The 20,906-nt window shown below is 60.7% G+C and carries 19 protein-coding genes; 6 read left to right on the forward strand and 13 right to left on the reverse strand.

Annotation, left to right across the window (positions count from 1 at the left end; all coding sequences use genetic code 11):
• Positions 1-68: 68 nt before the first annotated feature.
• The gene (locus AC3WQN_RS02490; protein ID WP_103398532.1) at positions 69-1,469 is read left to right on the forward strand and encodes an aminoacyl-tRNA deacylase and HDOD domain-containing protein; all 1,401 of its coding nucleotides are present in this window, start codon (positions 69-71) and stop codon (positions 1,467-1,469) included.
• A gap of 234 nt (positions 1,470-1,703) precedes the next feature.
• Here the strand turns inward: AC3WQN_RS02490 and AC3WQN_RS02495 are convergent, their stop codons facing one another.
• From AC3WQN_RS02495 to AC3WQN_RS02510, 4 genes are all read right to left on the reverse strand, one after another.
• Positions 1,704-2,087, reverse strand: coding sequence for an SCP2 sterol-binding domain-containing protein (locus AC3WQN_RS02495; RefSeq protein ID WP_095146300.1), 384 nt, complete (start codon positions 2,085-2,087; stop codon positions 1,704-1,706).
• A gap of 245 nt (positions 2,088-2,332) precedes the next feature.
• Complete coding sequence (locus AC3WQN_RS02500; RefSeq protein WP_003213368.1) at positions 2,333-2,608, reverse strand: HU family DNA-binding protein; 276 nt, start codon at positions 2,606-2,608, stop codon at positions 2,333-2,335.
• 190 nt (positions 2,609-2,798) lie between these two features.
• Entirely contained in the window at positions 2,799-3,947 is a 1,149-nt protein-coding gene (locus tag AC3WQN_RS02505) for an NAD(P)/FAD-dependent oxidoreductase (RefSeq protein ID WP_103398533.1), read from the reverse strand.
• Positions 3,948-3,966: 19 nt separating this feature from the next.
• The gene (locus tag AC3WQN_RS02510) at positions 3,967-4,134 is read right to left on the reverse strand and encodes a rubredoxin (RefSeq protein ID WP_103398534.1); all 168 of its coding nucleotides are present in this window, start codon (positions 4,132-4,134) and stop codon (positions 3,967-3,969) included.
• A gap of 201 nt (positions 4,135-4,335) precedes the next feature.
• On the opposite strand from AC3WQN_RS02510, the gene AC3WQN_RS02515 reads away from it, so the two are divergent.
• Both AC3WQN_RS02515 and ubiA read left to right on the forward strand, forming a co-directional pair.
• Positions 4,336-4,899, forward strand: coding sequence for a chorismate--pyruvate lyase family protein (locus AC3WQN_RS02515; RefSeq protein WP_103398535.1), 564 nt, complete (start codon positions 4,336-4,338; stop codon positions 4,897-4,899).
• Entirely contained in the window at positions 4,899-5,789 is an 891-nt protein-coding gene (ubiA, locus tag AC3WQN_RS02520; protein WP_103398536.1) for a 4-hydroxybenzoate octaprenyltransferase, read from the forward strand. Before AC3WQN_RS02515 ends, ubiA begins: the two co-directional genes overlap by 1 nt.
• 55 nt (positions 5,790-5,844) lie before the next feature.
• Here ubiA and AC3WQN_RS02525 read toward each other — a convergent pair whose 3' ends face one another.
• A complete protein-coding gene (locus AC3WQN_RS02525) occupies positions 5,845-6,231 on the reverse strand; it encodes a COG4315 family predicted lipoprotein (protein ID WP_095146297.1) in 387 nt (128 codons plus the stop codon).
• 150 nt (positions 6,232-6,381) lie between these two features.
• On the opposite strand from AC3WQN_RS02525, the gene phoB reads away from it, so the two are divergent.
• From phoB to AC3WQN_RS02540, 3 genes are all read left to right on the forward strand, one after another.
• Complete coding sequence (gene phoB / locus AC3WQN_RS02530) at positions 6,382-7,071, forward strand: phosphate regulon transcriptional regulator PhoB (RefSeq protein WP_103398537.1); 690 nt, start codon at positions 6,382-6,384, stop codon at positions 7,069-7,071.
• Between the two features lie 141 nt (positions 7,072-7,212).
• Positions 7,213-8,499 carry a phosphate regulon sensor histidine kinase PhoR gene (phoR, locus tag AC3WQN_RS02535; protein WP_256577062.1) on the forward strand — a complete coding sequence of 429 codons (1,287 nt, stop codon included), beginning with the start codon at positions 7,213-7,215 and terminating at the stop codon, positions 8,497-8,499.
• Positions 8,500-8,623: 124 nt separating this feature from the next.
• The gene (locus AC3WQN_RS02540; RefSeq protein WP_095146295.1) at positions 8,624-9,964 is read left to right on the forward strand and encodes a hemolysin family protein; all 1,341 of its coding nucleotides are present in this window, start codon (positions 8,624-8,626) and stop codon (positions 9,962-9,964) included.
• A 182-nt stretch (positions 9,965-10,146) separates the two neighbouring features.
• On the opposite strand, the gene AC3WQN_RS02545 is transcribed toward AC3WQN_RS02540, so the two are convergent.
• The 8 genes from AC3WQN_RS02545 to AC3WQN_RS02580 form a co-directional block, all read right to left on the reverse strand.
• Positions 10,147-11,043, reverse strand: coding sequence for a peptidoglycan DD-metalloendopeptidase family protein (locus AC3WQN_RS02545; protein WP_103398538.1), 897 nt, complete (start codon positions 11,041-11,043; stop codon positions 10,147-10,149).
• Positions 11,044-11,246: 203 nt separating this feature from the next.
• A complete protein-coding gene (locus AC3WQN_RS02550) occupies positions 11,247-12,185 on the reverse strand; it encodes a response regulator (RefSeq protein WP_103398539.1) in 939 nt (312 codons plus the stop codon).
• A gap of 163 nt (positions 12,186-12,348) precedes the next feature.
• Positions 12,349-13,110, reverse strand: a complete 762-nt coding sequence (gene phoU / locus AC3WQN_RS02555) for a phosphate signaling complex protein PhoU (protein WP_103398540.1) — start codon at positions 13,108-13,110, stop codon at positions 12,349-12,351.
• 121 nt (positions 13,111-13,231) lie between these two features.
• The gene (pstB, locus tag AC3WQN_RS02560; RefSeq protein ID WP_103398541.1) at positions 13,232-14,065 is read right to left on the reverse strand and encodes a phosphate ABC transporter ATP-binding protein PstB; all 834 of its coding nucleotides are present in this window, start codon (positions 14,063-14,065) and stop codon (positions 13,232-13,234) included.
• Between the two features lie 165 nt (positions 14,066-14,230).
• Complete coding sequence (gene pstA / locus AC3WQN_RS02565; protein ID WP_103398542.1) at positions 14,231-15,901, reverse strand: phosphate ABC transporter permease PstA; 1,671 nt, start codon at positions 15,899-15,901, stop codon at positions 14,231-14,233.
• Between the two features lie 15 nt (positions 15,902-15,916).
• Positions 15,917-17,950 (reverse strand): ABC transporter permease subunit, encoded by a 2,034-nt coding sequence (locus AC3WQN_RS02570; RefSeq protein WP_178081873.1) that lies wholly within the window; start codon positions 17,948-17,950, stop codon positions 15,917-15,919.
• 413 nt (positions 17,951-18,363) lie between these two features.
• On the reverse strand, positions 18,364-19,365 hold the full coding sequence (locus AC3WQN_RS02575; protein ID WP_103398544.1) for a phosphate ABC transporter substrate-binding protein PstS: 1,002 nt from the start codon (positions 19,363-19,365) through the stop codon (positions 18,364-18,366).
• 160 nt (positions 19,366-19,525) lie between these two features.
• The gene (locus AC3WQN_RS02580) at positions 19,526-20,824 is read right to left on the reverse strand and encodes an MFS transporter (protein WP_103398545.1); all 1,299 of its coding nucleotides are present in this window, start codon (positions 20,822-20,824) and stop codon (positions 19,526-19,528) included.
• Between the last annotated feature and the right edge of the window lie 82 nt (positions 20,825-20,906).

Raw genomic sequence — 20,906 nt, forward strand, 5'->3', positions numbered from 1 at the left:
GTTAAAGAACCAATGGCCTGACCAGGCTGGTTATACTCTTGAAATTGTAGGAAAAACGGATACAGACCATGACAGAAGTCGCTCTCGCTACGGAAGCCCCGCACGCCCCGTCTGTTATCCGGCTGCTGCTTGGCAAACTGGGCATCAGTTTTACCGAAATCCTCGATCGCCCGGGCCTCAACGTCGAGCGCAAGATTCAAGCGGTGTTGCTCGACGACGCCATCGGCGCCCTCATGGTGCTGTTCCCTCAAAGCCAACTGCTGGACCTCAATCGCCTGGCCGAACTCACCGGACGCCGGCTCACAGCGGTACCGGTCGAACGCCTGGAGCGCATGCTCGGCAAACATAACCTGAGCGTTCTGCCAGGCTTGCCAGCACTGACCAGCTCACCGTGCCTGTACGAAGAAAGCCTGCTGCGCCAGCCCTTGCTGCTGATCAACTCGGGCGAGCCTGGCGTGCTGCTGGAGATCACCAGCGAAGACTTCAAGACCATGCTGACCAAGGCCAGCGCCGCTAACTTCGGCGAGACCCTGAGCCGCATCCGCCCGAACCTCGACCGCCCTGACGATGACCGCGAGGAAATCACCCAGGCCGTGCAGGCCTTCACCGCACGGCGCATCCAGCAGCGCCTGGAAGCGACCATCGAGATTCCACCGCTGGCCGAAACCGCACAGAAGATCATCAAGCTGCGGGTCGACCCCAACGCCACCATCGACGACATCACCGACGTAGTGGAAACCGACCCGGCGCTGGCCGCACAAGTGGTGAGCTGGGCAGCGTCACCCTACTATGCTTCGCCGGGCAAGATTCGCTCAGTGGAAGACGCGATCGTCCGCGTACTGGGCTTTGACCTGGTGATCAACCTGGCCCTCGGCCTGGCCCTGGGCAAGACCCTGAGCCTGCCCAAGGATCACCCGCAACAGACCACTCCGTACTGGCAGCAGTCGATCTACACCGCAGCGGTCATCGAAGGCCTGACCCGTGCCATGCCGCGCGCCCAGCGCCCGGAAGCCGGCCTGACCTACCTGGCCGGCCTGCTGCACAACTTTGGCTACTTGCTGCTGGCCCACGTCTTCCCGCCGCACTTCTCGCTGATCTGCCGGCACCTGGAGGTCAACCCGCACCTGTGCCACAGCTACGTCGAACAGCATCTGCTGGGCATCAGTCGTGAACAGATCGGCGCCTGGCTGATGCGTTACTGGGACATGCCTGAAGAGCTCTCCACCGCCCTGCGCTTCCAGCACGACCCTGCCTACGACGGTGACTATGCCGAGTACCCGAACCTGGTGTGCCTGGCCATACGCCTGCTACGCAGCCGTGGCATTGGCTCCGGCCCGGACGCCGCCATCCCCGACGACCTGCTCGAGCGCCTGGGCCTGACCCGCGACAAAGCCGAAGACGTGGTCAGCAAAGTGCTGGAAGCCGAAGTACTGCTGCGCGAGCTGGCGTCGCAGTTCTCCCAGCACTGAAAGCATTCGCGAGAAAGCGGGGCGGCGCACGGCACGCGCTCACAGGGAAAAAACCAATCCTGTGGGCAATGCTGTTCAATTAAGCAAACGCCGACCTTAGGTAGGAGCGAGCGCGCTCGCTCCTACAACAGCAGTTTCATCCCCTTAACTGAACAGCATTGCACTCCCGTGGGAGCGGGCCGGGCGGCGCTCCGCTTGCCCGCGAGGAATCCACTGCGGTCTAACCGAAGGACCTCACGCCTTGGGCTTGGCCTTGCGTGGCTTCAAGTACTTGGTCAGCCCCTGGAACCACATCACCAGCGCCGGGTTGCCCTTGATCTGGATCGACTTGTCCTGAATGCCGGTCATGAACGCCAACTGCTTGTTCTTCGCCTGCATGGTGGCGAAGCCGTAGGTGGCGTCCTTGAAGGCAATGGCAAACGCAGGCTCGGCATACACCCCGGACTTGCTGGTGATACGCTGATCCTTGACCACGAAGTGCCGTGCCACCTTGCCGTCGAGTGTCTGCAGCTGGAACACCAGGTCCTTGTCACCCAACTGCTGCTGAAACGCCGGATTGGTCCGACTGGCCTTGCCCATCAGCAAACCCAGCATCCACAGAAGAAAACGAAATTTCATGCTCGAGCCCCAAAGGAAAAAATGAACGCTGGCGCAGTGTAGCGATTCCAAACAAGAACACCACTGTTGTGCAGCGTTAGAAGAAGATGAAGGGCTTTTTACGGACAATGACTACCAAGTCACCCTGGTTTTTCTGGCAGGGCAACCGTCACCACAGGTTATCCACCCACAAAAAATGGGCACCCAACCTGGTTGGCGTGCCCATTTTTCAATCCCGCTCACCCGCCAGGCGGGTTGCCGGTGTCTTACGGATTGACGCTGTCTTTCAGCGATTTGCCTGGCTTGAAGGCAACGGTGTTGCTGGCTTTGATTTTGACTGGCTCACCGGTTTGCGGGTTTTTGCCGGTGCGGGCACCGCGGTGGCGTTGCAGGAACGTACCGAAGCCCACCAGGGTGACGCTGTCTTTACGGTGCAGAGCGCCGGTGATTTCTTCGAGAACGGCGTTAAGAACGCGGTTGGCCTGCTCTTTGGTGAGGTCTGCTTTTTCAGCAATTGCAGCGGCGAGTTCTGGTTTACGCATTAGTGAAGCCCCTTTAGACGGTTTTTTGTTGTTATGTCCGTGCTGCCCGAATGGAACAGCGCCCAAGGCGCCGCAGGCTCTACTCTGCGGCAGACGGGAGTGAGGATGGCACGCGGTTACGGGCGGCGCCAGTCTCGGCGCCACCTTTGTAAGGGCAAAAGCGCGGTGATTCCGACAGAACGACCAGTATTTATGCCAGAAGGGCCGGAAGCTCCTTGTTTAGAGCCAACTTGTCCATCACCGCCGCCCCTGTCAGGGCGTAACCCAGCAGTTTCCCGTGGGCATCCCGGCACAACGCCTTGATGTCAGTGCCCTGCCCTTCGACCGTCCAGACACCCTCGCAACCCCGTGGTGGCGGGGAAACCACCAGCGGGCAGACCGGGGTTTTCACCGTGATCGGCATGGCACCGTAGCTGACCGCGGTCGGGTTACCGGCCAGGGTTTGCGCCAGCGCACGGGCGCAGCTCATCAGGGGCATGACATACAGTAAATTCAGGCCATCGACCTCGGCACAATCGCCCAGGGCGTAGATGTTGGCGTGAGACGTTTTCAGGAGGCGATCAACCACCACGCCCCGATTGATCTGCAAACCAGCCGCCGCCGCCAGGTCGACACGCGGACGCAGGCCAATGGCCGACACCACCACATCACACGGGATCACCTGGCCATCGGACAAGTGCCCTTCGAGTCCCGCAGCGGTGCGCTGCAATCGATTGAGGACCGGTCCCAGATGGAATTTCGCCCCCAGCCCCTCCAGCCCGGCCTGTACGGCGGCGGCAGCGGCCGGGTGCAGCAGCGTTGGCATGACTTGTTCGCACGGCGCCACCAGTTGCACCTCGTAGCCGCCGAGGATCAGGTCATTGGCAAACTCACAACCGATCAGGCCGGCGCCCAAGAGCAGCACCCGACGCTTGCCCGCCGCTGCCGCACGAAAGCGTGCGTAGTCTTCGAGGTCGTTGATCGGGAAGATCGCTTCTGGCGCATCCCCTTCCACCGGCACTCGCACGGTTTCGGCGCCCCAGGCCAGGATCAGGTCGCGATAGGCCACGGCTTCTTCACCGATCCACAGGCGCTTGTGGCCCGGATCGATGCCGCTGATGCGCGTGTGGGTCCGCACCTCGGCCTTGAGTTGCTCGGCCATCGCGCCGGGCTCAGCCATGCTCAGGCCATCGGCGTCCTTGTTCTTGCCAAAGCCGGTGGAGAGCATCGGCTTGGAGTAGGAGCGGCCGTCATCTGCGGTAATCAGCAACAGCGGGGTTTCGCCATCCAGTTTGCGAAACTCCCGGGCCAGGTTGTAGCCAGCCAGCCCAGTGCCAACGATCACGACAGGTGCGTTCATTCCTTACTCCTCTTGAGTCTTAGTTGATTTCAATCATTTCGAAATCCATCTTGCCTACGCCGCAGTCCGGGCATAGCCAGTCTGCCGGCACGTCCTGCCACAGGGTACCCGGTGCGATGCCGTCATCCGGCCAGCCGTCGGCTTCGTTGTAAATCAGCCCACAGACCACGCATTGCCACTTCTTCATTACTTGCTTCCTCAGGTTCTCAAGCTTTTTGCAGGCCGGACGGTCGCCTGGTAAAGGTCCGCTATCCGGCTCAGGGCGTCTTGTACTGATCGGGACCGGCAGATGCAAGCCCGTTCGACGCCGCAACCCCGCCAGACCAGCCAATCCCGGCCACCAACATGGTAAGCTCACCGCCTCATTTGCTGCCAATAATGACTCACTGTGCCGCACTCAAACCCCCTGCCCCCTGCTCCGTTGTGGCTGACACACAGCCAGTTGACGCCCCTTCCCGATACCCCAACCCTCGACTGGCTCTTCGATGAAGGCTCGCTCACTCGCCGCCTGACCCGTTTGTCGGATGACGGCTTCAGCGTAACGCCGCTGTTCGAAGGCTGGCAGCCACTGCGCGCCGATGAATGCGCGGCACTGGAACTGCCGGAGGGCAGTGATGGCTGGGTGCGCGAGGTTTATCTACGCGGACACGGCCAGGCCTGGGTATTTGCTCGCAGCGTCGCGGCACGCAGTTCGTTGCGCGATGGCGGGTTGAATATGGATGAGTTGGGCAGCCGCTCATTGGGTGAACTGCTGTTTTGCGACCAGGCGTTCCAGCGCCGCGCCATCGAGGTGTGTCACTACCCGCTGCAATGGCTGCCGAAAGCAGCCCGGACCCCCGAGCTGTGGGGCCGGCGCTCGCGTTTTGATCGGGGTGGCTTGAGCGTGTTGGTCGCCGAGGTATTCCTGCCGGCGCTGTGGCAGGCCGTCAATCTGGATGGGGATAATCGCTGATGTACCAGAGTCTGCTCAAATCACTCAATCGCCTGAACCCGCGCGCCTGGGACTTCATTCAGTTGACGCGCATGGACAAGCCGATCGGCATTTACCTGCTGCTCTGGCCAACCCTGTGGGCGCTGTGGATTGCTGGCAAAGGCTCGCCGTCACTGGCCAACATTGCGATTTTCGTCCTCGGCGTGGTGTTGACCCGTGCCGGCGGCTGCGTGATCAACGACTGGGCCGACCGCAAGGTCGACGGCCATGTGAAGCGCACCGCACAACGGCCGCTGGCCGCCGGCAGGATCAGCTCCAGGGAAGCGCTGGTGTTCTTCGCCCTGCTGATGGGCCTGAGTTTCCTGCTGGTGCTGTGCACCAACGCGCCCACGGTCTGGTTGTCGTTCGGTGGCCTGGCCCTGGCCGCCACCTACCCGTTCATGAAGCGCTACACCTATTACCCGCAAGTGGTACTGGGCGCGGCGTTTTCCTGGGGCATGCCGATGGCGTTCACCGCCGAAACCGGTGAGCTGCCGGCCAGTGCCTGGCTGCTGTGGATTGCCAATCTGCTGTGGACGGTGGGCTACGACACCTACTACGCCATGACCGACCGCGATGACGATCTGAAAATCGGCGTGAAATCCACGGCGATTCTGTTTGGCGATGCCGATCGGGTGATCATTCTCACCCTGCAATCGCTGGCGCTGGCCTGCTTGCTGCTGGCCGGCTCGACATTCGAGCTGGGCGGCTGGTTCCACCTCGGCTTGCTGGCGGCGGCCGGGTGTTTTGCCTGGGAGTTCTGGTACACCCGCGACAGGGATCGTCTCAAGTGCTTCCAGGCGTTCCTGCACAACCACTGGGCCGGGTTGGCGATTTTCGTCGGGATCGTGCTGGACTACGCGCTACGCTGACGGGTGCGCCGTGGGTAGCAGCTGGCACAGCCAGCTGCTACAAGCCCGGCAGCCGTTACTTCTGCGACTCGTGAACGACGTGCCAGACGCTCTTCATGCCGTCGCCTTTCATTTCTCCAGGTTTTTCGTCTTTGACAAAGGTGTACAGCGGCTTGCCGTCGTACGCCCACTGCATCATGCCGTCGTCACGCTTGATGACCGACCATTTGCCGTCCGCCTTGGCGTCTGCCGGGGCCATCATGGGTGGCCAGTTTTTGGCACACTCACCACTGCACATCGACTTGCCACCCGCGTCCTGGTCGAACGTGTACACCGTCATACCCTTGTGATCGACCATCATGCCGCCTTTCATCATTGCCGGATCGGCGGCGAAGGCCATGGAGGGCAATGCCAATGCGGCAGCCAGTGCCAAGGCTTTAAAGGATTGAGCGTAATGAGTCATGGAACCTTCCTTTGTGGTTGTCAGGATTCGGACTTAAAGCGTAGTTCAGGATCGCAGCAATCGCAGAGGCACTAAAATACTGTCACACGACTGCAATAATTCCGTTATCTAATGCGGCGCAAGACAGTTAAATGACAAGAGGAGAAAGGCATGGTTGGCAGGAGCATTCTGATCGTCGACGACGAAGCGCCCATTCGCGAAATGATCGCCGTTGCGTTGGAAATGGCTGGTTATGACTGCCTGGAGGCCGAGAATTCGCAACAGGCCCATGCCATCATCATCGACCGCAAGCCCGACCTGATCCTGCTCGACTGGATGCTCCCCGGGACCTCCGGCATCGAACTGGCCCGCCGCCTCAAGCGCGATGAGCTGACCGGGGACATCCCGATCATCATGCTCACGGCCAAGGGCGAAGAGGACAACAAGATCCAGGGCCTGGAAGTGGGCGCCGATGACTACATCACCAAACCCTTTTCACCACGCGAGCTGGTCGCGCGCCTGAAGGCCGTGTTGCGTCGCACCGGCCCCAGCGATGGCGAAGCGCCGATTGAAGTCGGTGGCCTGCTGCTGGACCCGATCAGCCACCGCGTGACCATCGACGGCACCCCGGCCGAGATGGGCCCGACCGAATATCGCCTGCTGCAGTTTTTCATGACCCACCAGGAGCGCGCCTACACCCGTGGCCAACTGCTGGATCAGGTCTGGGGCGGCAATGTGTATGTCGAAGAGCGCACTGTCGACGTGCATATCCGTCGCCTGCGCAAAGCCCTGGGTGATGCCTACGAGAATCTGGTACAAACCGTGCGCGGCACCGGCTATCGTTTTTCGACTAAGGCCTGATTACGGTAGCTGCAAGCGTTAAGCTACAAGCGGCAAGTTGGATGCCGCTTGTAGCTTGCCGCTTGAGACTGGTCGTTGCCCCATATTCAAGGACGCATATTTTCCGTGAACCAAAACTGGCATGGCACCCTGATCCGCCACATGCTGTTGCTGGTCACCGGCTGCCTGGTAATCGGCCTGATCACAGGCTACTACGGCTGGAGCCTGGCCGCGGGCCTGGGCATCTACCTGGCCTGGACCCTCAAGCAACTGCTGCGCCTGCACGAGTGGCTGCGACTGCATAAACCTGACGAGGCACCGCCCGATGGCTACGGCCTGTGGGGCGAAGTATTCGACAGCATCTACCACCTGCAGCGCCGCGATCAACGTGTGCGCGGACGCCTGCAAGCAGTGATCGACCGGGTCCAGGAGTCCACCGCGGCACTGAAAGATGCGGTAGTGATGCTCGACAGCGACGGCAACCTGGAGTGGTGGAACCGCGCCGCCGAAACCTTGCTGGGCCTCAAGACACCCCAGGACAGCGGACAACCCGTGACCAACCTGGTGCGCCACCCACGCTTCAAGGAATATTTCGAGCAGGACAGCTACGCCGAGCCGCTGGAAATTCCGTCACCGACCAATGACCGGGTGCGCATTCAGCTGTATATCACCCGCTACGGCAACAACGAGCACCTGATGCTGGTGCGCGACGTGACGCGCATCCATCAGCTGGAGCAAATGCGCAAAGACTTCATCGCCAACGTTTCCCATGAACTGCGCACGCCCTTGACGGTGATCAGTGGTTACCTGGAGACCCTGCTCGACAACGTCGAAGACGTGAACCCGCGCTGGACCCGCGCACTGCAGCAGATGCAGCAGCAAGGCGGGCGCATGCAAACCTTGCTCAATGACTTGCTGTTGCTGGCCAAGCTGGAAGCCACCGATTACCCGTCGGACAACCAGCCTGTCGCCATCGACGGCCTGTTGCAGTCGATCAAGAGCGATGCGGTGGCGTTGTCCGCGCAGCGCAATCAGAAGATCACCCTGGAAGCCGACCCGTCCATCCAGCTCAAGGGCAGTGAAGCCGAATTGCGCAGCGCGTTTTCCAACCTGGTGTTCAACGCCGTGAAGTACACCCCCGCCGAAGGCAACATCCGCATCCGCTGGTGGGGTGATGAGCATGGCGCGCACCTGAGCGTGCAAGACTCCGGGATCGGCATCGACAACAAACACCTGCCGCGCCTGACCGAACGCTTCTACCGCGTGGATTCCAGCCGTAACTCCAACACGGGCGGCACCGGGCTTGGCCTGGCGATCGTGAAACACGTTCTGCTGCGCCACCGTGCACGCATGGAGATCAGCAGCGTTCCGGGCCATGGCAGCACGTTCACCTGCCATTTCGTGCCCGCGCAGGTCACAAAATTGCGCGCCGGCAGCCTGACCGACTAGCCGCACAGCCCACTTACCCCTAGGCAAGCCCCCTGTCAGCCGCTACATTGGTTGACTTGGGCCTGCCTTTCAGGCTCGTAGATCCCCCTTTTTTTCGACAATACGGAACCCGCAAAACCCCATCATGGACCCTTCCCCTGGCTTGTCCCTCGCAACACTCTTCGCCGACTTCGGCATGATTCTTTTTGCACTGATCCTGGTTCTGCTCAACGGCTTCTTCGTTGCCGCTGAATTTGCCATGGTCAAATTGCGCTCGACCCGGGTCGAGGCCATCGCTGACAAGAACGGCTGGCGCGGGCACATCCTGCGCACGGTACACAGTCAGCTCGACGCTTACCTCTCGGCCTGCCAACTGGGCATCACCCTCGCATCCCTGGGACTGGGCTGGGTCGGTGAACCGGCGTTTGCCCACATTCTCGAGCCCGTCCTGAGCGCCGTCGGCGTCGACTCGCCGGAAGTGGTCAAGGGCGTGTCGTTCTTTACCGCCTTCTTCATCATTTCGTATCTGCACATCGTGGTGGGTGAGCTGGCCCCGAAATCCTGGGCCATCCGCAAACCCGAGCTGCTGTCGTTGTGGACAGCGGTGCCGCTGTACCTGTTCTACTGGGCCATGTACCCGGCCATCTACTTGCTCAACGCCAGCGCCAACACCATCTTGCGCATCGCCGGCCAGGGTGAACCCGGCCCGCACCACGAGCACCATTACAGCCGTGAAGAACTGAAACTGATCCTGCACTCCAGCCGTGGCCAGGACCCGAGCGACCAAGGTATGCGCGTACTGGCCTCGGCCGTGGAAATGGGCGAACTGGAAGTGGTCGACTGGGCCAACTCCCGGGAAGACCTGGTCACACTGGAGTTCAACGCACCGCTGAAGGAAATCCTGGCGCTGTTCCGCCGTCATAAGTTCAGCCGCTACCCGGTGTACGACAGCGAACGCCAGGAGTTCGTCGGCCTGCTGCACATCAAGGACCTGCTGCTGGAATTGGCGGCCCTGGACCACATTCCCGAATCGTTCAACCTGGCGGAACTGACCCGCCCCCTGGAGCGCGTATCGCGGCACATGCCGCTGTCGCAACTGCTGGAACAATTCCGCAAGGGCGGCTCGCACTTCGCCGTGGTGGAGGAAGCCGACGGCAATATCATCGGCTACCTGACCATGGAGGACGTGCTGGAAGTGCTGGTAGGCGACATCCAGGACGAACATCGCAAGGCCGAGCGCGGCATCCTGGCTTACCAGCCGGGCAAGCTGCTGGTACGCGGTGACACCCCGCTGTTCAAGGTCGAACGGTTGCTGGGCATCGATCTGGATCACGTCGAGGCCGAAACCCTTGCCGGGCTGGTCTACGAAAGCCTCAAGCGCGTGCCGGAAGAGGAAGAAGTGCTGGAAGTCGAAGGCCTGCGGATCATCATCAAAAAGATGAAAGGTCCGAAAATTGTCCTGGCCAAGGTACTGATGCTCGACTGAGCCCGGGATCAATGACAATCAGGCTCTTGTGGCGAGGGAGCTTGCTCCCGCTGGGCCGCGAAGTGGCCCCAATCCCCCACCCGCTGAATTTATCCTGATACACCACGCTGATCTGTTTTGGGACGGCTTCGCCGTCCAGCGGGAGCAAGCTCCCTCGCCACCGGTCATCGCGGTGAATGGGACTACTGCCTGCCGAGCGCAAAGTTCGGCAGGCTGCCCACCGGCTGGCTGAATTGATACGGAATCGACACCAGCCCCAGCCCGGTATTGCGCTGCACCACAAAATGCAGATGGGGCCCGCTGCTGTTGCCGGTATTGCCCGACAGCGCCAATGCGCTGCCCACCATGACCCGCTGCCCCTCCCGTACCCTGACCGAGCCGCGCTTGAGGTGCAGGTACACCCCCATGGTTCCGTCGTCGTGCAACACCCGCACAAAGTTGCCCGAGGGGTTGGTACCGCGCCCACTCTGACGGTTCTCGGTTTTCACCACGATGCCACTGCGCGCAGCAATGATCAGTGTGCCTTCGGGCATGGCGATGTCCATGGCATAGCGATTCTTGGGCCCATAGTGACTGTATCGGCCATTGGCACCCTGACTCAGGCGAAACGGCCCTCCACGCCACGGCAGTGGGTACCGATAGGCCAGCGTGGCGCCTGCGGGGTCGCCCAGGGAGTATTTGAGCTTGGGGGTATAGGTCAGCGGCTTGCCGGCACGGATCGCCGTGAGCTGCACCAGGCGCGTATTGCTGCGCGCTGGCACTACCCGGCGGATCGGCTGCGCTGGCGCGCCCCTGACATTGTTCAGCCCGCGCACACTCAGTTCGACCTCTACCGGCGCATACAGGTCGTTGCGCACAAACAGACTGTGGGTGCCCTTGTGTTTCTTTACCGAGAGATGGACCTGACGCTCGAGGCGTTCGTCCATCCGGTCGCGGAACACAAACACCTTGGCGCCACGGGAGGGTCGATCGCTGTAGGACACCACGCCATAGGCATCCTTGGACTTGTAAATAGTCACCGCCACGGCCGAGGTGGAGGCAATGAACAGGGCACAAAGAACCAGCAATCGCGCGAGCATGGGCAAAGTTCTGTCGAGGAAGGCCTGGAAAGGAGCCTAGCAGCCAGAACTGACCCGCGTAGTGGGCAGATGTTTCAAATGATCGTTAGCACGCTCTGTGCGGGCATGCGGCCAGGAACGCTCTGCGCCCCGCTCGAAACGGATGCGAGGCGTCCAGAGAGGCATTCCCACGCGGGAGCATGGGAGCGATCGGCATTAAAACATTACGCACCCGGTACGAAATGCTTCTGCGCTGTGCCCCGGGCAATCAAGCGGGAGATGTAGTCGAGTTTTTGTGCGTCCTGGTCGACGAAGCGAAAGGTCAATTGCAGCCACTCGCTGTCAGGTTTCGGCTCGTGAGCGACGATAGCGTGCAGGTAACCGTTCAAGCGCGCGACTTCGGCGTTGTCGCCCTGCTCCAGGTCAAGCACGGCACTGTCGAGCACTTGCGGCAAGGTGTCGGTACGCTTCACCACCAGCAGTGCTTCCTTGATGCTCAAGGCCTTGATCACGCATTGCTGTATGCCGCTTGGCAGGCGCAACTGGCCCTGGCCACGGCCACCGATTACCGATGGCGCGGCCTTGACCGCAGGGCTGTTGAGCAAACCCTTGGCCGGCGCTGCAGCCGTGACTGGCGCGGCCGTGTTTTGCAGGTAGGCATTGGGTGCCGGAGCCGCCGTGGTAGACACGGGTGCCTTGCCGCCGGTCAAGGCATTGAGGGAATCGTTGCCGAACGCCGACGTCATCTTGGGCGGAGCACCGTTCATCAAGGCGTCAAGCTTGCCGACCTTGTTCAGGGCCTGCTTGACCTTGGTCAGCAATTGTTCGTTGGTGAACGGTTTGCTCACATAACCCGAGACGCCCGCCTGGATCGCCTGGACCACGTTCTCCTTGTCGCCGCGGCTGGTGACCATCACGAACGGCATGGCCTTGAGGGTGTCCTGCTCACGGCACCAGGTCAGCAACTCAAGGCCGGACATTTCCGGCATTTCCCAGTCGCACAGCACCAGGTCAAAGGCTTCTCGTGCCAGCAAGGCCTGGGCCTTCTTGCCGTTGACCGCGTCTTCGATGCGTATGCCCGGGAAGTAGTTACGCAGGCACTTTTTCATCAGGTCACGAATGAACGCAGCATCGTCCACGACCAATACACTGACCTTACTCATCGAACACCCCTTTTATAATCCCGACCAGCATAACGCCTGGCTGATGGCACTTTGCCAAAACTCTTCAGTCACGCCGGGACTTTTTCGTTCGCGGGTGCTTTGAAATCCAAAGGCCCAAACAAAAACGCCCGGCCAAAAGGCCGGGCGCTTTACGTGGGCAATCTTACTTATCGTCAGCTTTGCCCGGAACATTAGCGGTTTCACCGCTGGTGCCTTCAACTTCTTCCTTCATGCGCTTGAGGCCCATGTGGCGCACATCCGTGCCGCGCACCAGGTAAATCACCAGCTCAGAGATGTTGCGTGCGTGGTCGCCGATACGCTCCAGCGAACGCAGGACCCAGATGATGTTCAACACCCGCGAGATAGAGCGAGGATCTTCCATCATGTAGGTCGCCAGTTCACGCAGCGCCGTCTTGTATTCGCGGTCGATGATCTTGTCGTACTGGGCCACGGACAACGCCAGGTCGGCGTCGAATCGAGCGAAGGCATCCAGTGCATCACGCACCATGTTGCGCACCTGGTCACCGATGTGGCGCACCTCGACGTAACCCCGCGGTGCCTCGCCTTCTTCACACAACTGAATGGCGCGGCGGGCGATCTTGGTGGCTTCGTCACCGATGCGTTCCAGGTCGATCACCGACTTGGAGATGCTGATGATCAAGCGCAAGTCGGACGCCGCCGGCTGACGACGGGCCAGAATGCGCAGGCATTCTTCGTCGATGTTGCGTTCCATCTGGTTGATCTGGTCGTCGATCTCGCGCACTTGCTGGGCCAGGCCCGAGTCGGCCTCGATCAGCGCGGTCACCGCGTCGTTGACCTGCTTCTCGACCAGCCCGCCCATGGCCAACAGGTGGCTGCGCACCTCTTCGAGCTCGGCGTTGAACTGCTGGGAGATGTGGTGGGTAAGGCCTTCCTTAGAAATCATTGTGTTCGCTCCGCAAAAGCGTTTAACCAAGAGCTGCAAGCTACAAGCTGCAAGCTGTGTTGTGCTGAACTCGAAACCGCATGGCTTCTGACTTGAAGCTTGCGGCTTGTAGCTGCCTCAACTAGCCATACCGACCGGTGATGTAGTCTTCAGTCTGCTTCTTCGACGGATTGGTAAACAGGGTGTCGGTGTCGCCGAACTCCACCAGCTTGCCCATGTACATGAACGCCGTGTAGTCGGAAACCCGGGCGGCTTGTTGCATGTTATGGGTCACGATGACGATGGTGAACTTGGATTTGAGTTCGTAGATCAGCTCTTCGACTTTCAGCGTCGAGATCGGATCGAGTGCCGAGCACGGTTCGTCGAGCAACAGCACTTCCGGCTCTACGGCAATGGTGCGGGCAATCACCAGACGTTGCTGCTGGCCACCGGACAGGCCCAGTGCCGACTCATGCAGACGGTCCTTGACCTCATCCCACAGGGCCGCACCTTTCAACGCCCACTCGACCGCTTCGTCGAGCACACGCTTTTTGTTGATGCCCTGGATACGCAGGCCGTACACCACGTTTTCGTAGATGGTTTTCGGGAACGGGTTCGGCTTCTGGAACACCATGCCGACACGACGACGCAGCTCAGCCACGTCTTCGCCCTTGCGGTAGATGTTGTTGCCGTAGAGGTTGATCTCGCCTTCTACGCGGCAACCGTCCACCAGGTCGTTCATGCGGTTGAAGGTACGCAGCAGCGTAGATTTACCGCAGCCGGACGGACCGATGAAAGCGGTCACGCGCTGCTTGGGAATATTCATGCTGACATCGAACAGCGCTTGTTTGTCGCCGTAGTACAGGCTCAGGCCCGGCACTTCGATGGCTACGGTTTCCTGCTCGAGGCTCAGGCTCTGCTTGTCGCGACCCAGGGCCGACATGTTGATGCCGTGGGTATGTGCTTCGTGCTGCATGGGAGGCTCCCTGTGCTAACAAATTCGGTTCGGACCAGCCGCATCGCGGCATGCCCAATAAATGTTCGGTGGACGCGGTCTAGTGTGGGAGCGGGCTTGCTCGCGAAGAGGCCAATGTTGCCTGACCCATCGCTTTCGCGAACAAACCCACTCCCACACCAGTAGTCAGCTATCCAGCGCTTTGTACTTTTCGCGCAGGTGGTTACGAATCCACACTGCCGACAGGTTCAGGGTGGCAATCACCAGCACCAGCAGCAGCGCCGTGGCGTACACCAGCGGTCGCGCGGCTTCGACGTTCGGGCTCTGGAAACCGACGTCATAAATGTGGAAGCCCAGGTGCATGATCTTCTGATCCAGGTGCAGGTACGGGTAGTTGCCGTCCAGCGGCAGCGACGGTGCCAGTTTCACCACCCCCACCAGCATCAGCGGCGCCACTTCACCCGCGGCGCGGGCCACGGCGAGGATCATGCCGGTCATCATTGCCGGGCTGGCCATCGGCAGGACAATTTTCCACAGGGTCTCAGCCTTGGTCGCGCCCAAGGCCAGGGAACCTTCACGCACGGTGCGAGGGATCCGCGCCAGGCCTTCTTCGGTGGCCACGATCACCACCGGCACCGCCAGCAGTGCCAGGGTCAACGAGGCCCAGAGCAGGCCCGGGGTGCCGAAGGTCGGCGCCGGCAAGGCTTCCGGGAAGAACAGGCGGTCAACCGAACCGCCCAGTACATAGACGAAGAAGCCCAGGCCGAAGACCCCGTAAACGATGGCCGGAACACCCGCCAGGTTGTTCACCGCGATGCGGATCACCCGGGTCAGAGTGTTCTGCTTGGCGTACTCACGCAGGTAGACCGCTGCCAGCACGCCAAACGGCGTGACGATCATCGCCATGATCAGGGTCATCATCACCGTACCGAAAATCGCCGGGAAGATCCCGCCTTCGGTGTTGGCTTCACGCGGATCGTCGCTCAGGAACTCCCAGATCTTGCTGAAGTAGAAGCCGATCTTGGTGAAGGTCCCCATCGCGTTCGGCTGGAAGGCATGCACCACCTTGCCCAGCTCGATTTCGAGTTCCTTACCATTGGCATCACGGGCCGTGAGGCTGTCGCGATTGACCTGCGCATGCAGTTCGCCAAGGCGTTTTTCGATGTCCTGATAGCGGGCATTCAGTTCAGCGCGCTCAGACTCCATGTCTGCCTGGGCGGCAGCATCGAGGTTGCCGTCGAGTTCCAGTTTGCGACCGTGCAGACGAACGCGCTCCAGACCGGCGTTGATCGCGCCGATGTCGACTTTTTCCAGGGTCTTGAGTTGGGCCGCCAGCTGGCTGACCCGCGTGATCCGCGCTTGCAACTCAGGCCATGCCGCCTCGCCTTCGGCGATGACCTTGCCGTCCTGTTTGATGTTGACCAGATAACCGTAGAAATTGCCCCACTCACGGCGCTCGATAACCATCAGTTCCCGCGGCGTGGTCTGGTTGGTCAGCCACTCGCCGACGATCCAGGTGAAGTCACTGCCATTCAAGTCACGGTTGCCAACCTTGATCAGCTCGCGCGTCATGAACTCCGGACCCTCGTCGGGTACCGGCAGGCCAGCGCTTTTCAGGCGCTCGCGTGGCACTTCTTCTTTCTGCACCACTTCGCCAACCACCACGTGGTTGGCCTGGCCCGGCACCTGGTACTGGGCATGTATCAGGTCTGCCGGCCAGAAATGGCCCAGACCGCGCACGGCAATCACTGCCAGCAAGCCAATGGTCATGATGACCGCGATGGCCACCGCGCCACCGCTGATCCAGACGCCCGGGGCGCCGCTCTTGAACCATCCTTTCAGGGAGTTCTGTTTCACAGACTTCTACCTTTCTTAAAGCGACGAGTATTTCTTGCGCAGACGCTGACGAATCAGCTCCGCGAGGGTGTTCATGACGAAGGTGAACAACAGCAGTACCAGCGCCGAGAGGAACAGCACTCGGTAGTGACTGCCGCCGACTTCCGACTCCGGCATTTCCACCGCAACGTTGGCAGCCAGGGTACGCAGGCCTTCGAACAGGTTCATTTCCATGACCGGGGTGTTACCGGTGGCCATCAACACGATCATGGTTTCCCCGACCGCACGGCCCATGCCGATCATCAGTGCCGAGAAGATGCCCGGGCTGGCGGTGAGGATCACCACGCGAGTCATGGTTTGCCACGGGGTGGCGCCAAGGGCCAGGGAGCCCAGGGTGAGGCCGCGGGGCACACTGAACACGGCATCTTCAGCGATCGAGTAGATGTTCGGGATAACCGCGAAGCCCATGGCCAGGCCAACCACCAGGGCGTTGCGCTGGTCGTAGGTGATACCCAGGTCATGGGAGATCCACATGCGCATGTCGCCGCCGAAGAACCAGGTTTCCATGTACGGGCTCATGTACAGCGACAACCAGCCCACAAACAGGATCACCGGGATCAGGATCGCGCTCTCCCAGCCGTCCGGCACTTTCAGGCGCAGGGACTCAGGCAGGCGACTGAAGGTGAACCCGGCCACCAGGATGCCCACCGGCATCAGCAACAGCAGGCTGAAGATCCCCGGCAGGTGCCCTTCGACATACGGAGCCAGGAACAGGCCGGCGAAGAAACCGAGGATCACCGTCGGCATCGCTTCCATCAGCTCGATCACCGGCTTGACCTTGCGGCGCATGCCCGGCGCCATGAAGTAAGCGGTGTAGATCGCGGCGGCAACGGCCAGCGGCGCGGCCAGCAGCATGGCGTAGAACGCAGCCTTCAAGGTACCGAAGGTCAGCGGAGACAAGCTCAGCTTGGGTTCGAAGTCCGTGTTGGCAGCGGTCGATTGCCAGACGTATTTAGGCTCGTCGTAGTTTTCGTACCAGACCTTGCTCCACAACGCGCTCCACGAAACTTCCGGGTGCGGGTTGTCCAGCAGCAGCGGTTGCAGCTTGCCACCCTGTTCCACGATCACACGGTTGGCCCGTGGCGACAGACCGAACAGACCCTGGCCGTCGACTACCTGGTCCACCAGCAAGGTGCGGTGGGCGGTACTGTGGAACACGCCGAACTTGCCGGACGCATCGAGGGCAACAAAACCTTTGCGGCGCTCTTCGGCGGTGATTTCAACGATCGGCGCAGAACCCATCTGGAAGGTGCGGATCTGCTTCAGGCGTTGTTCGCCATCAGGGTCGCGGGCCATGAACCACTGGGCCAGACCACCTTTGGAGTCACCGAAGATCAGCGAGATGCCGCCCACCAACTGGGTGCTGGCCGTGATTTCAGTCTCGCCGTTTTCGAGCAGTTTGTAGCGGCCGTTGAGGCTATTGTCGCGCAGGTTGAATACGTCGGCCTGGGCACGCCCGTTAACCACGTACAGCCACTGCTGACGCGGGTCGACGAAGATGTTCTTCACCGGCTCGGTCATCTGCGGCAGCTCGATGCGCTTCTGCTCGTTGGTGACCTCGCCGGTCATCATGTTCTCTTCGCTGGTCAGCGACAGCACATGCAACTGGGCGCCGGTAGAGCCGGCAAGCAACAGGGTCGAATCCGTGGCGTTGAGGCTGACGTGCTCCAGCGCACCGCCCTGCTCGTTCAACACGATCGGCGTTTCGCCGTACGGATACTCGATGGCCGGCGAAATGGTTTTCTTGCCATCCGGATAGCTGACTTTATAGGTATGGCGGAACACCAGCGCCTGACCGTTGGACAGGCCCACGGCAACCAGCGGATGACCTGGCTGATCCTTGCCAATGGACGTCACGCTGACACCGGCCGGGATCGCCAGGTCAACACGGCGCAGTTCGGCGCCACTGTCGATATCGAAGAACAACGCCTGGCCCTTGTCGGAAACCCGCAGGGCGACCTGGTTCTGCTCTTCGAGGGAGATCATCAGCGGCTTGCCGGCGTCTTGCATCCAGGCCGGGGTGATCGCGTCCTTGCTGGTCAGCTCGGCGCCTTGGAACAGGGGCGCGACGACGTAGGCAAGGAAGAAAAAGATCAGGGTGATGGCGCCGAGTACGGCAAGACCGCCGATGAGGACATACCAGCGGGTCAGGCGATCCTTGAGCGCGCGAATGCGACGCTTGCGTTGCAGCTCAGGCGTATTGAAATCAATTCGCTTGGGGGGATTAGTAGTCATGTTGGAATTGGCCAGATCATTCATGCGCACACCCTAGCGATCCTGTATGACAGAAAGATGACAATGCAGTGACGCGACAAATCCGCCTCCAGCGGGTACTGGCGGTGGATAGAGAATTAGAGGTGTGTGAGGGGCGGCGCCTGCCACCCCTCACGTGAGTCCGGAGATATCAAACCGGACTCAGGGTTTTACTTTTTTGCGACTTCAGTACCACCTTCTTGCAGACCCAGGTCAGCCAGTGCCTTGGCGGCGACTTTGGCTGGCAGTGGGATGTAGCCGTCTTTTACTACAACTTCCTGGCCTTGCTTGGACAGAACCAGCTTCACGAACTCGGCTTCCAGCGGGGCCAAAGGCTTGTTCGGGGCCTTGTTGACGTACACGTAGAGGAAACGCGACAGCGGGTACTTGCCGTTCAGTGCGTTTTCTTCGGTGTCTTCGACGAACTCGGTGCTGCCTTTCTTGGCCAGGGCGACGGTCTTGACGCTAGCGGTCTTGTAACCGATGCCCGAGTAGCCAACGCCGTTCAGCGAAGAGCTGATCGACTGCACCACCGAGGCCGAGCCTGGTTGTTCGTTGACGTTTGGCTTGAAGTCGCCTTTGCACAGGGCTTCTTCCTTGAAGTAGCCGTAGGTGCCGGATACCGAGTTACGACCGAACAGCTGGACCGGCTTGTTGGCCAGGTCGCCGGTCACACCCAGGTCACCCCAGGTCTTGACGTCGGCTTTGCTGCCGCACAGGCGGGTCGAGGAGAAGATCGCGTCGACCTGTTCCATGGTCATGTGCTTGATCGGGTTGTCCTTGTGCACGAACACGGCCAGGGCATCCACGGCAACCGGAATGGCGGTCGGCTTGTAGCCGTACTTGGTTTCGAAGGCCTGCAGCTCGTTGTCCTTCATTTTACGGCTCATCGGGCCCAGGTTAGCGGTGCCTTCAGTCAGCGCGGGTGGCGCGGTGGAGGAACCGGCCGCCTGAATCTGGATGTTTACGTTCGGGTATTCTTTTTTGTAGTGCTCAGCCCACAGGGTCATGAGGTTGGCCAGGGTATCGGAGCCGACGCTGGACAGGTTGCCCGACACACCAGTGGTCTTGGTGTAGCTCGGGATCGCAGGATCAACAGCGGCAACTGCGTTGGCAGTCGCAACGCCAGCAGCGACAAAGGTCATTGCCGCCATCAAACGCTTCAGTTTCATGCCTTACTCCTGGTAATAGGGTGTGTTAAGTCGGGGCCAAGTATCGGCAGGCCGTGTGAACACTCTATGACTTGAATATGACAATTAGATGAAAGGCCAGCACTCGACAAGAATGCTGGCCTTCAGAGAGGGACATACCGTCACTGCAATCTTTGGAAAGTCAGCGACCCTTCTTCCAGAGATAGCCACCCACCACGATCCCCACGCCGCAGATGATCGCGACATAGTAGGCAGGCCCCATCGGGCTCTCCTTGAGTAGCAAGGTGACGACCATCGGGGTCAGGCCACCGAAGATCGCATAGGCCAGGTTGTAGGAGAACGACAGGCCGCTGAAACGCACCACCGCCGGGAACGCCTTGACCATGACATAGGGCACGGCACCGATGGTGCCGACCAGCAGGCCGGTCAGGGAGTACATCGGGAACAGCCAGTCAGGGTGATTGAACAGGCTGTGGTAAAAGGTCCACGAGCTCAACAGCAGCAAGCCGCTACCGAACACGAATACCCGACCGGCACCGAAACGGTCGGCCAAGGCACCAGACGCCACGCAACCCAGGCTCAGGAACACGATCGCCAGGCTGTTGGCCTGCAGCGCCGTGGTCGCCGGGAAATGGTAGACCGTCTGCAGCACCGTGGGCGTCATCAGAATGACCACGATGATCCCCGCCGACAGCAGCCAGGTCAGCAGCATCGAGATGGCGATAGCACCGCGATGGTCGCGCAGCACCGCCCGCAGCGGCACCTCTTCGGCCAGCGCCTTGCGCAGTTGCAGCTCGGCGAACACCGGGGTTTCGTGCAGCCAGCGGCGCAGGTAGACCGAAAACAGGCCAAATACACCGCCCAACAGGAACGGGATCCGCCAGGCGTAATCGGACACCTGCTCCGGGGTATAAATGCTGTTGATCGCCGTGGCGACCAGCGAGCCCAGCAGGATGCCCGCCGTGAGGCCCGACGTCAGCGTGCCGCAGGCGTAACCGATGTGCCGCCCGGGCACGTGTTCGGAAACGAATACCCAGGCACCCGGCACTTCACCGCCAATGGCCGCGCCCTGAATCACCCGCATCAGCAACAGCAGGATGGGAGCCCACATGCCAATCTGCGCGTACGTGGGCAGCAGGCCCATGATCAAGGTCGGAACGGCCATCATGAAAATGCTCAGCGTGAACATTTTCTTGCGCCCCAGCAGGTCGCCGAAGTGCGCCATGACGATGCCGCCCAATGGGCGCGCCAGGTAACCGGCGGCAAAAATGCCGAAGGTCTGCATCAAGCGCAGCCACTCAGGCATATCCGCCGGAAAGAACAGCTTCCCGACGACCGTGGCGAAGAACACGAAGATAATAAAGTCGTAAAACTCCAGCGCACCGCCCAGGGCGGAGAGCGACAGAGTCTTGTAATCGTTGCGGGTCAAGGGACGTGCGGGTTGCGCGGGTGTCGCTATGCTCGATGGCGCTGTGGTCATGGCAAGGGCTTCTCTTCTTATAGTCAGATCTGCAACCCCAACAACGCTGGTAGGGGCTTGGGCAGGTTTGGCACGATAGCAA

It is taken from the genome of Pseudomonas sp. FW300-N1A1 (assembly GCF_058789115.1).

Bases quoted from the DNA above. Each gene is read 5' to 3' on its own strand.
- AC3WQN_RS02490 (WP_103398532.1), top strand. From the start codon at position 69: ATGACAGAAGTCGCTCTCGCTACGGAAGCCCCGCACGCCCCGTCTGTT.
- AC3WQN_RS02495 (WP_095146300.1), bottom strand. From the start codon at position 2,087: ATGAAATTTCGTTTTCTTCTGTGGATGCTGGGTTTGCTGATGGGCAAG.
- AC3WQN_RS02500 (WP_003213368.1), bottom strand. From the start codon at position 2,608: ATGCGTAAACCAGAACTCGCCGCTGCAATTGCTGAAAAAGCAGACCTC.
- AC3WQN_RS02505 (WP_103398533.1), bottom strand. From the start codon at position 3,947: ATGAACGCACCTGTCGTGATCGTTGGCACTGGGCTGGCTGGCTACAAC.
- AC3WQN_RS02510 (WP_103398534.1), bottom strand. From the start codon at position 4,134: ATGAAGAAGTGGCAATGCGTGGTCTGTGGGCTGATTTACAACGAAGCC.
- ubiA (WP_103398536.1), top strand. From the start codon at position 4,899: ATGTACCAGAGTCTGCTCAAATCACTCAATCGCCTGAACCCGCGCGCC.
- AC3WQN_RS02525 (WP_095146297.1), bottom strand. From the start codon at position 6,231: ATGACTCATTACGCTCAATCCTTTAAAGCCTTGGCACTGGCTGCCGCA.
- phoB (WP_103398537.1), top strand. From the start codon at position 6,382: ATGGTTGGCAGGAGCATTCTGATCGTCGACGACGAAGCGCCCATTCGC.
- phoR (WP_256577062.1), top strand. From the start codon at position 7,213: ATGCTGTTGCTGGTCACCGGCTGCCTGGTAATCGGCCTGATCACAGGC.
- AC3WQN_RS02540 (WP_095146295.1), top strand. From the start codon at position 8,624: ATGGACCCTTCCCCTGGCTTGTCCCTCGCAACACTCTTCGCCGACTTC.
- AC3WQN_RS02545 (WP_103398538.1), bottom strand. From the start codon at position 11,043: ATGCTCGCGCGATTGCTGGTTCTTTGTGCCCTGTTCATTGCCTCCACC.
- AC3WQN_RS02550 (WP_103398539.1), bottom strand. From the start codon at position 12,185: ATGAGTAAGGTCAGTGTATTGGTCGTGGACGATGCTGCGTTCATTCGT.
- phoU (WP_103398540.1), bottom strand. From the start codon at position 13,110: ATGATTTCTAAGGAAGGCCTTACCCACCACATCTCCCAGCAGTTCAAC.
- pstB (WP_103398541.1), bottom strand. From the start codon at position 14,065: ATGCAGCACGAAGCACATACCCACGGCATCAACATGTCGGCCCTGGGT.
- AC3WQN_RS02570 (WP_178081873.1), bottom strand. From the start codon at position 17,950: ATGCAAGACGCCGGCAAGCCGCTGATGATCTCCCTCGAAGAGCAGAAC.
- AC3WQN_RS02575 (WP_103398544.1), bottom strand. From the start codon at position 19,365: ATGAAACTGAAGCGTTTGATGGCGGCAATGACCTTTGTCGCTGCTGGC.
- AC3WQN_RS02580 (WP_103398545.1), bottom strand. From the start codon at position 20,824: ATGACCACAGCGCCATCGAGCATAGCGACACCCGCGCAACCCGCACGT.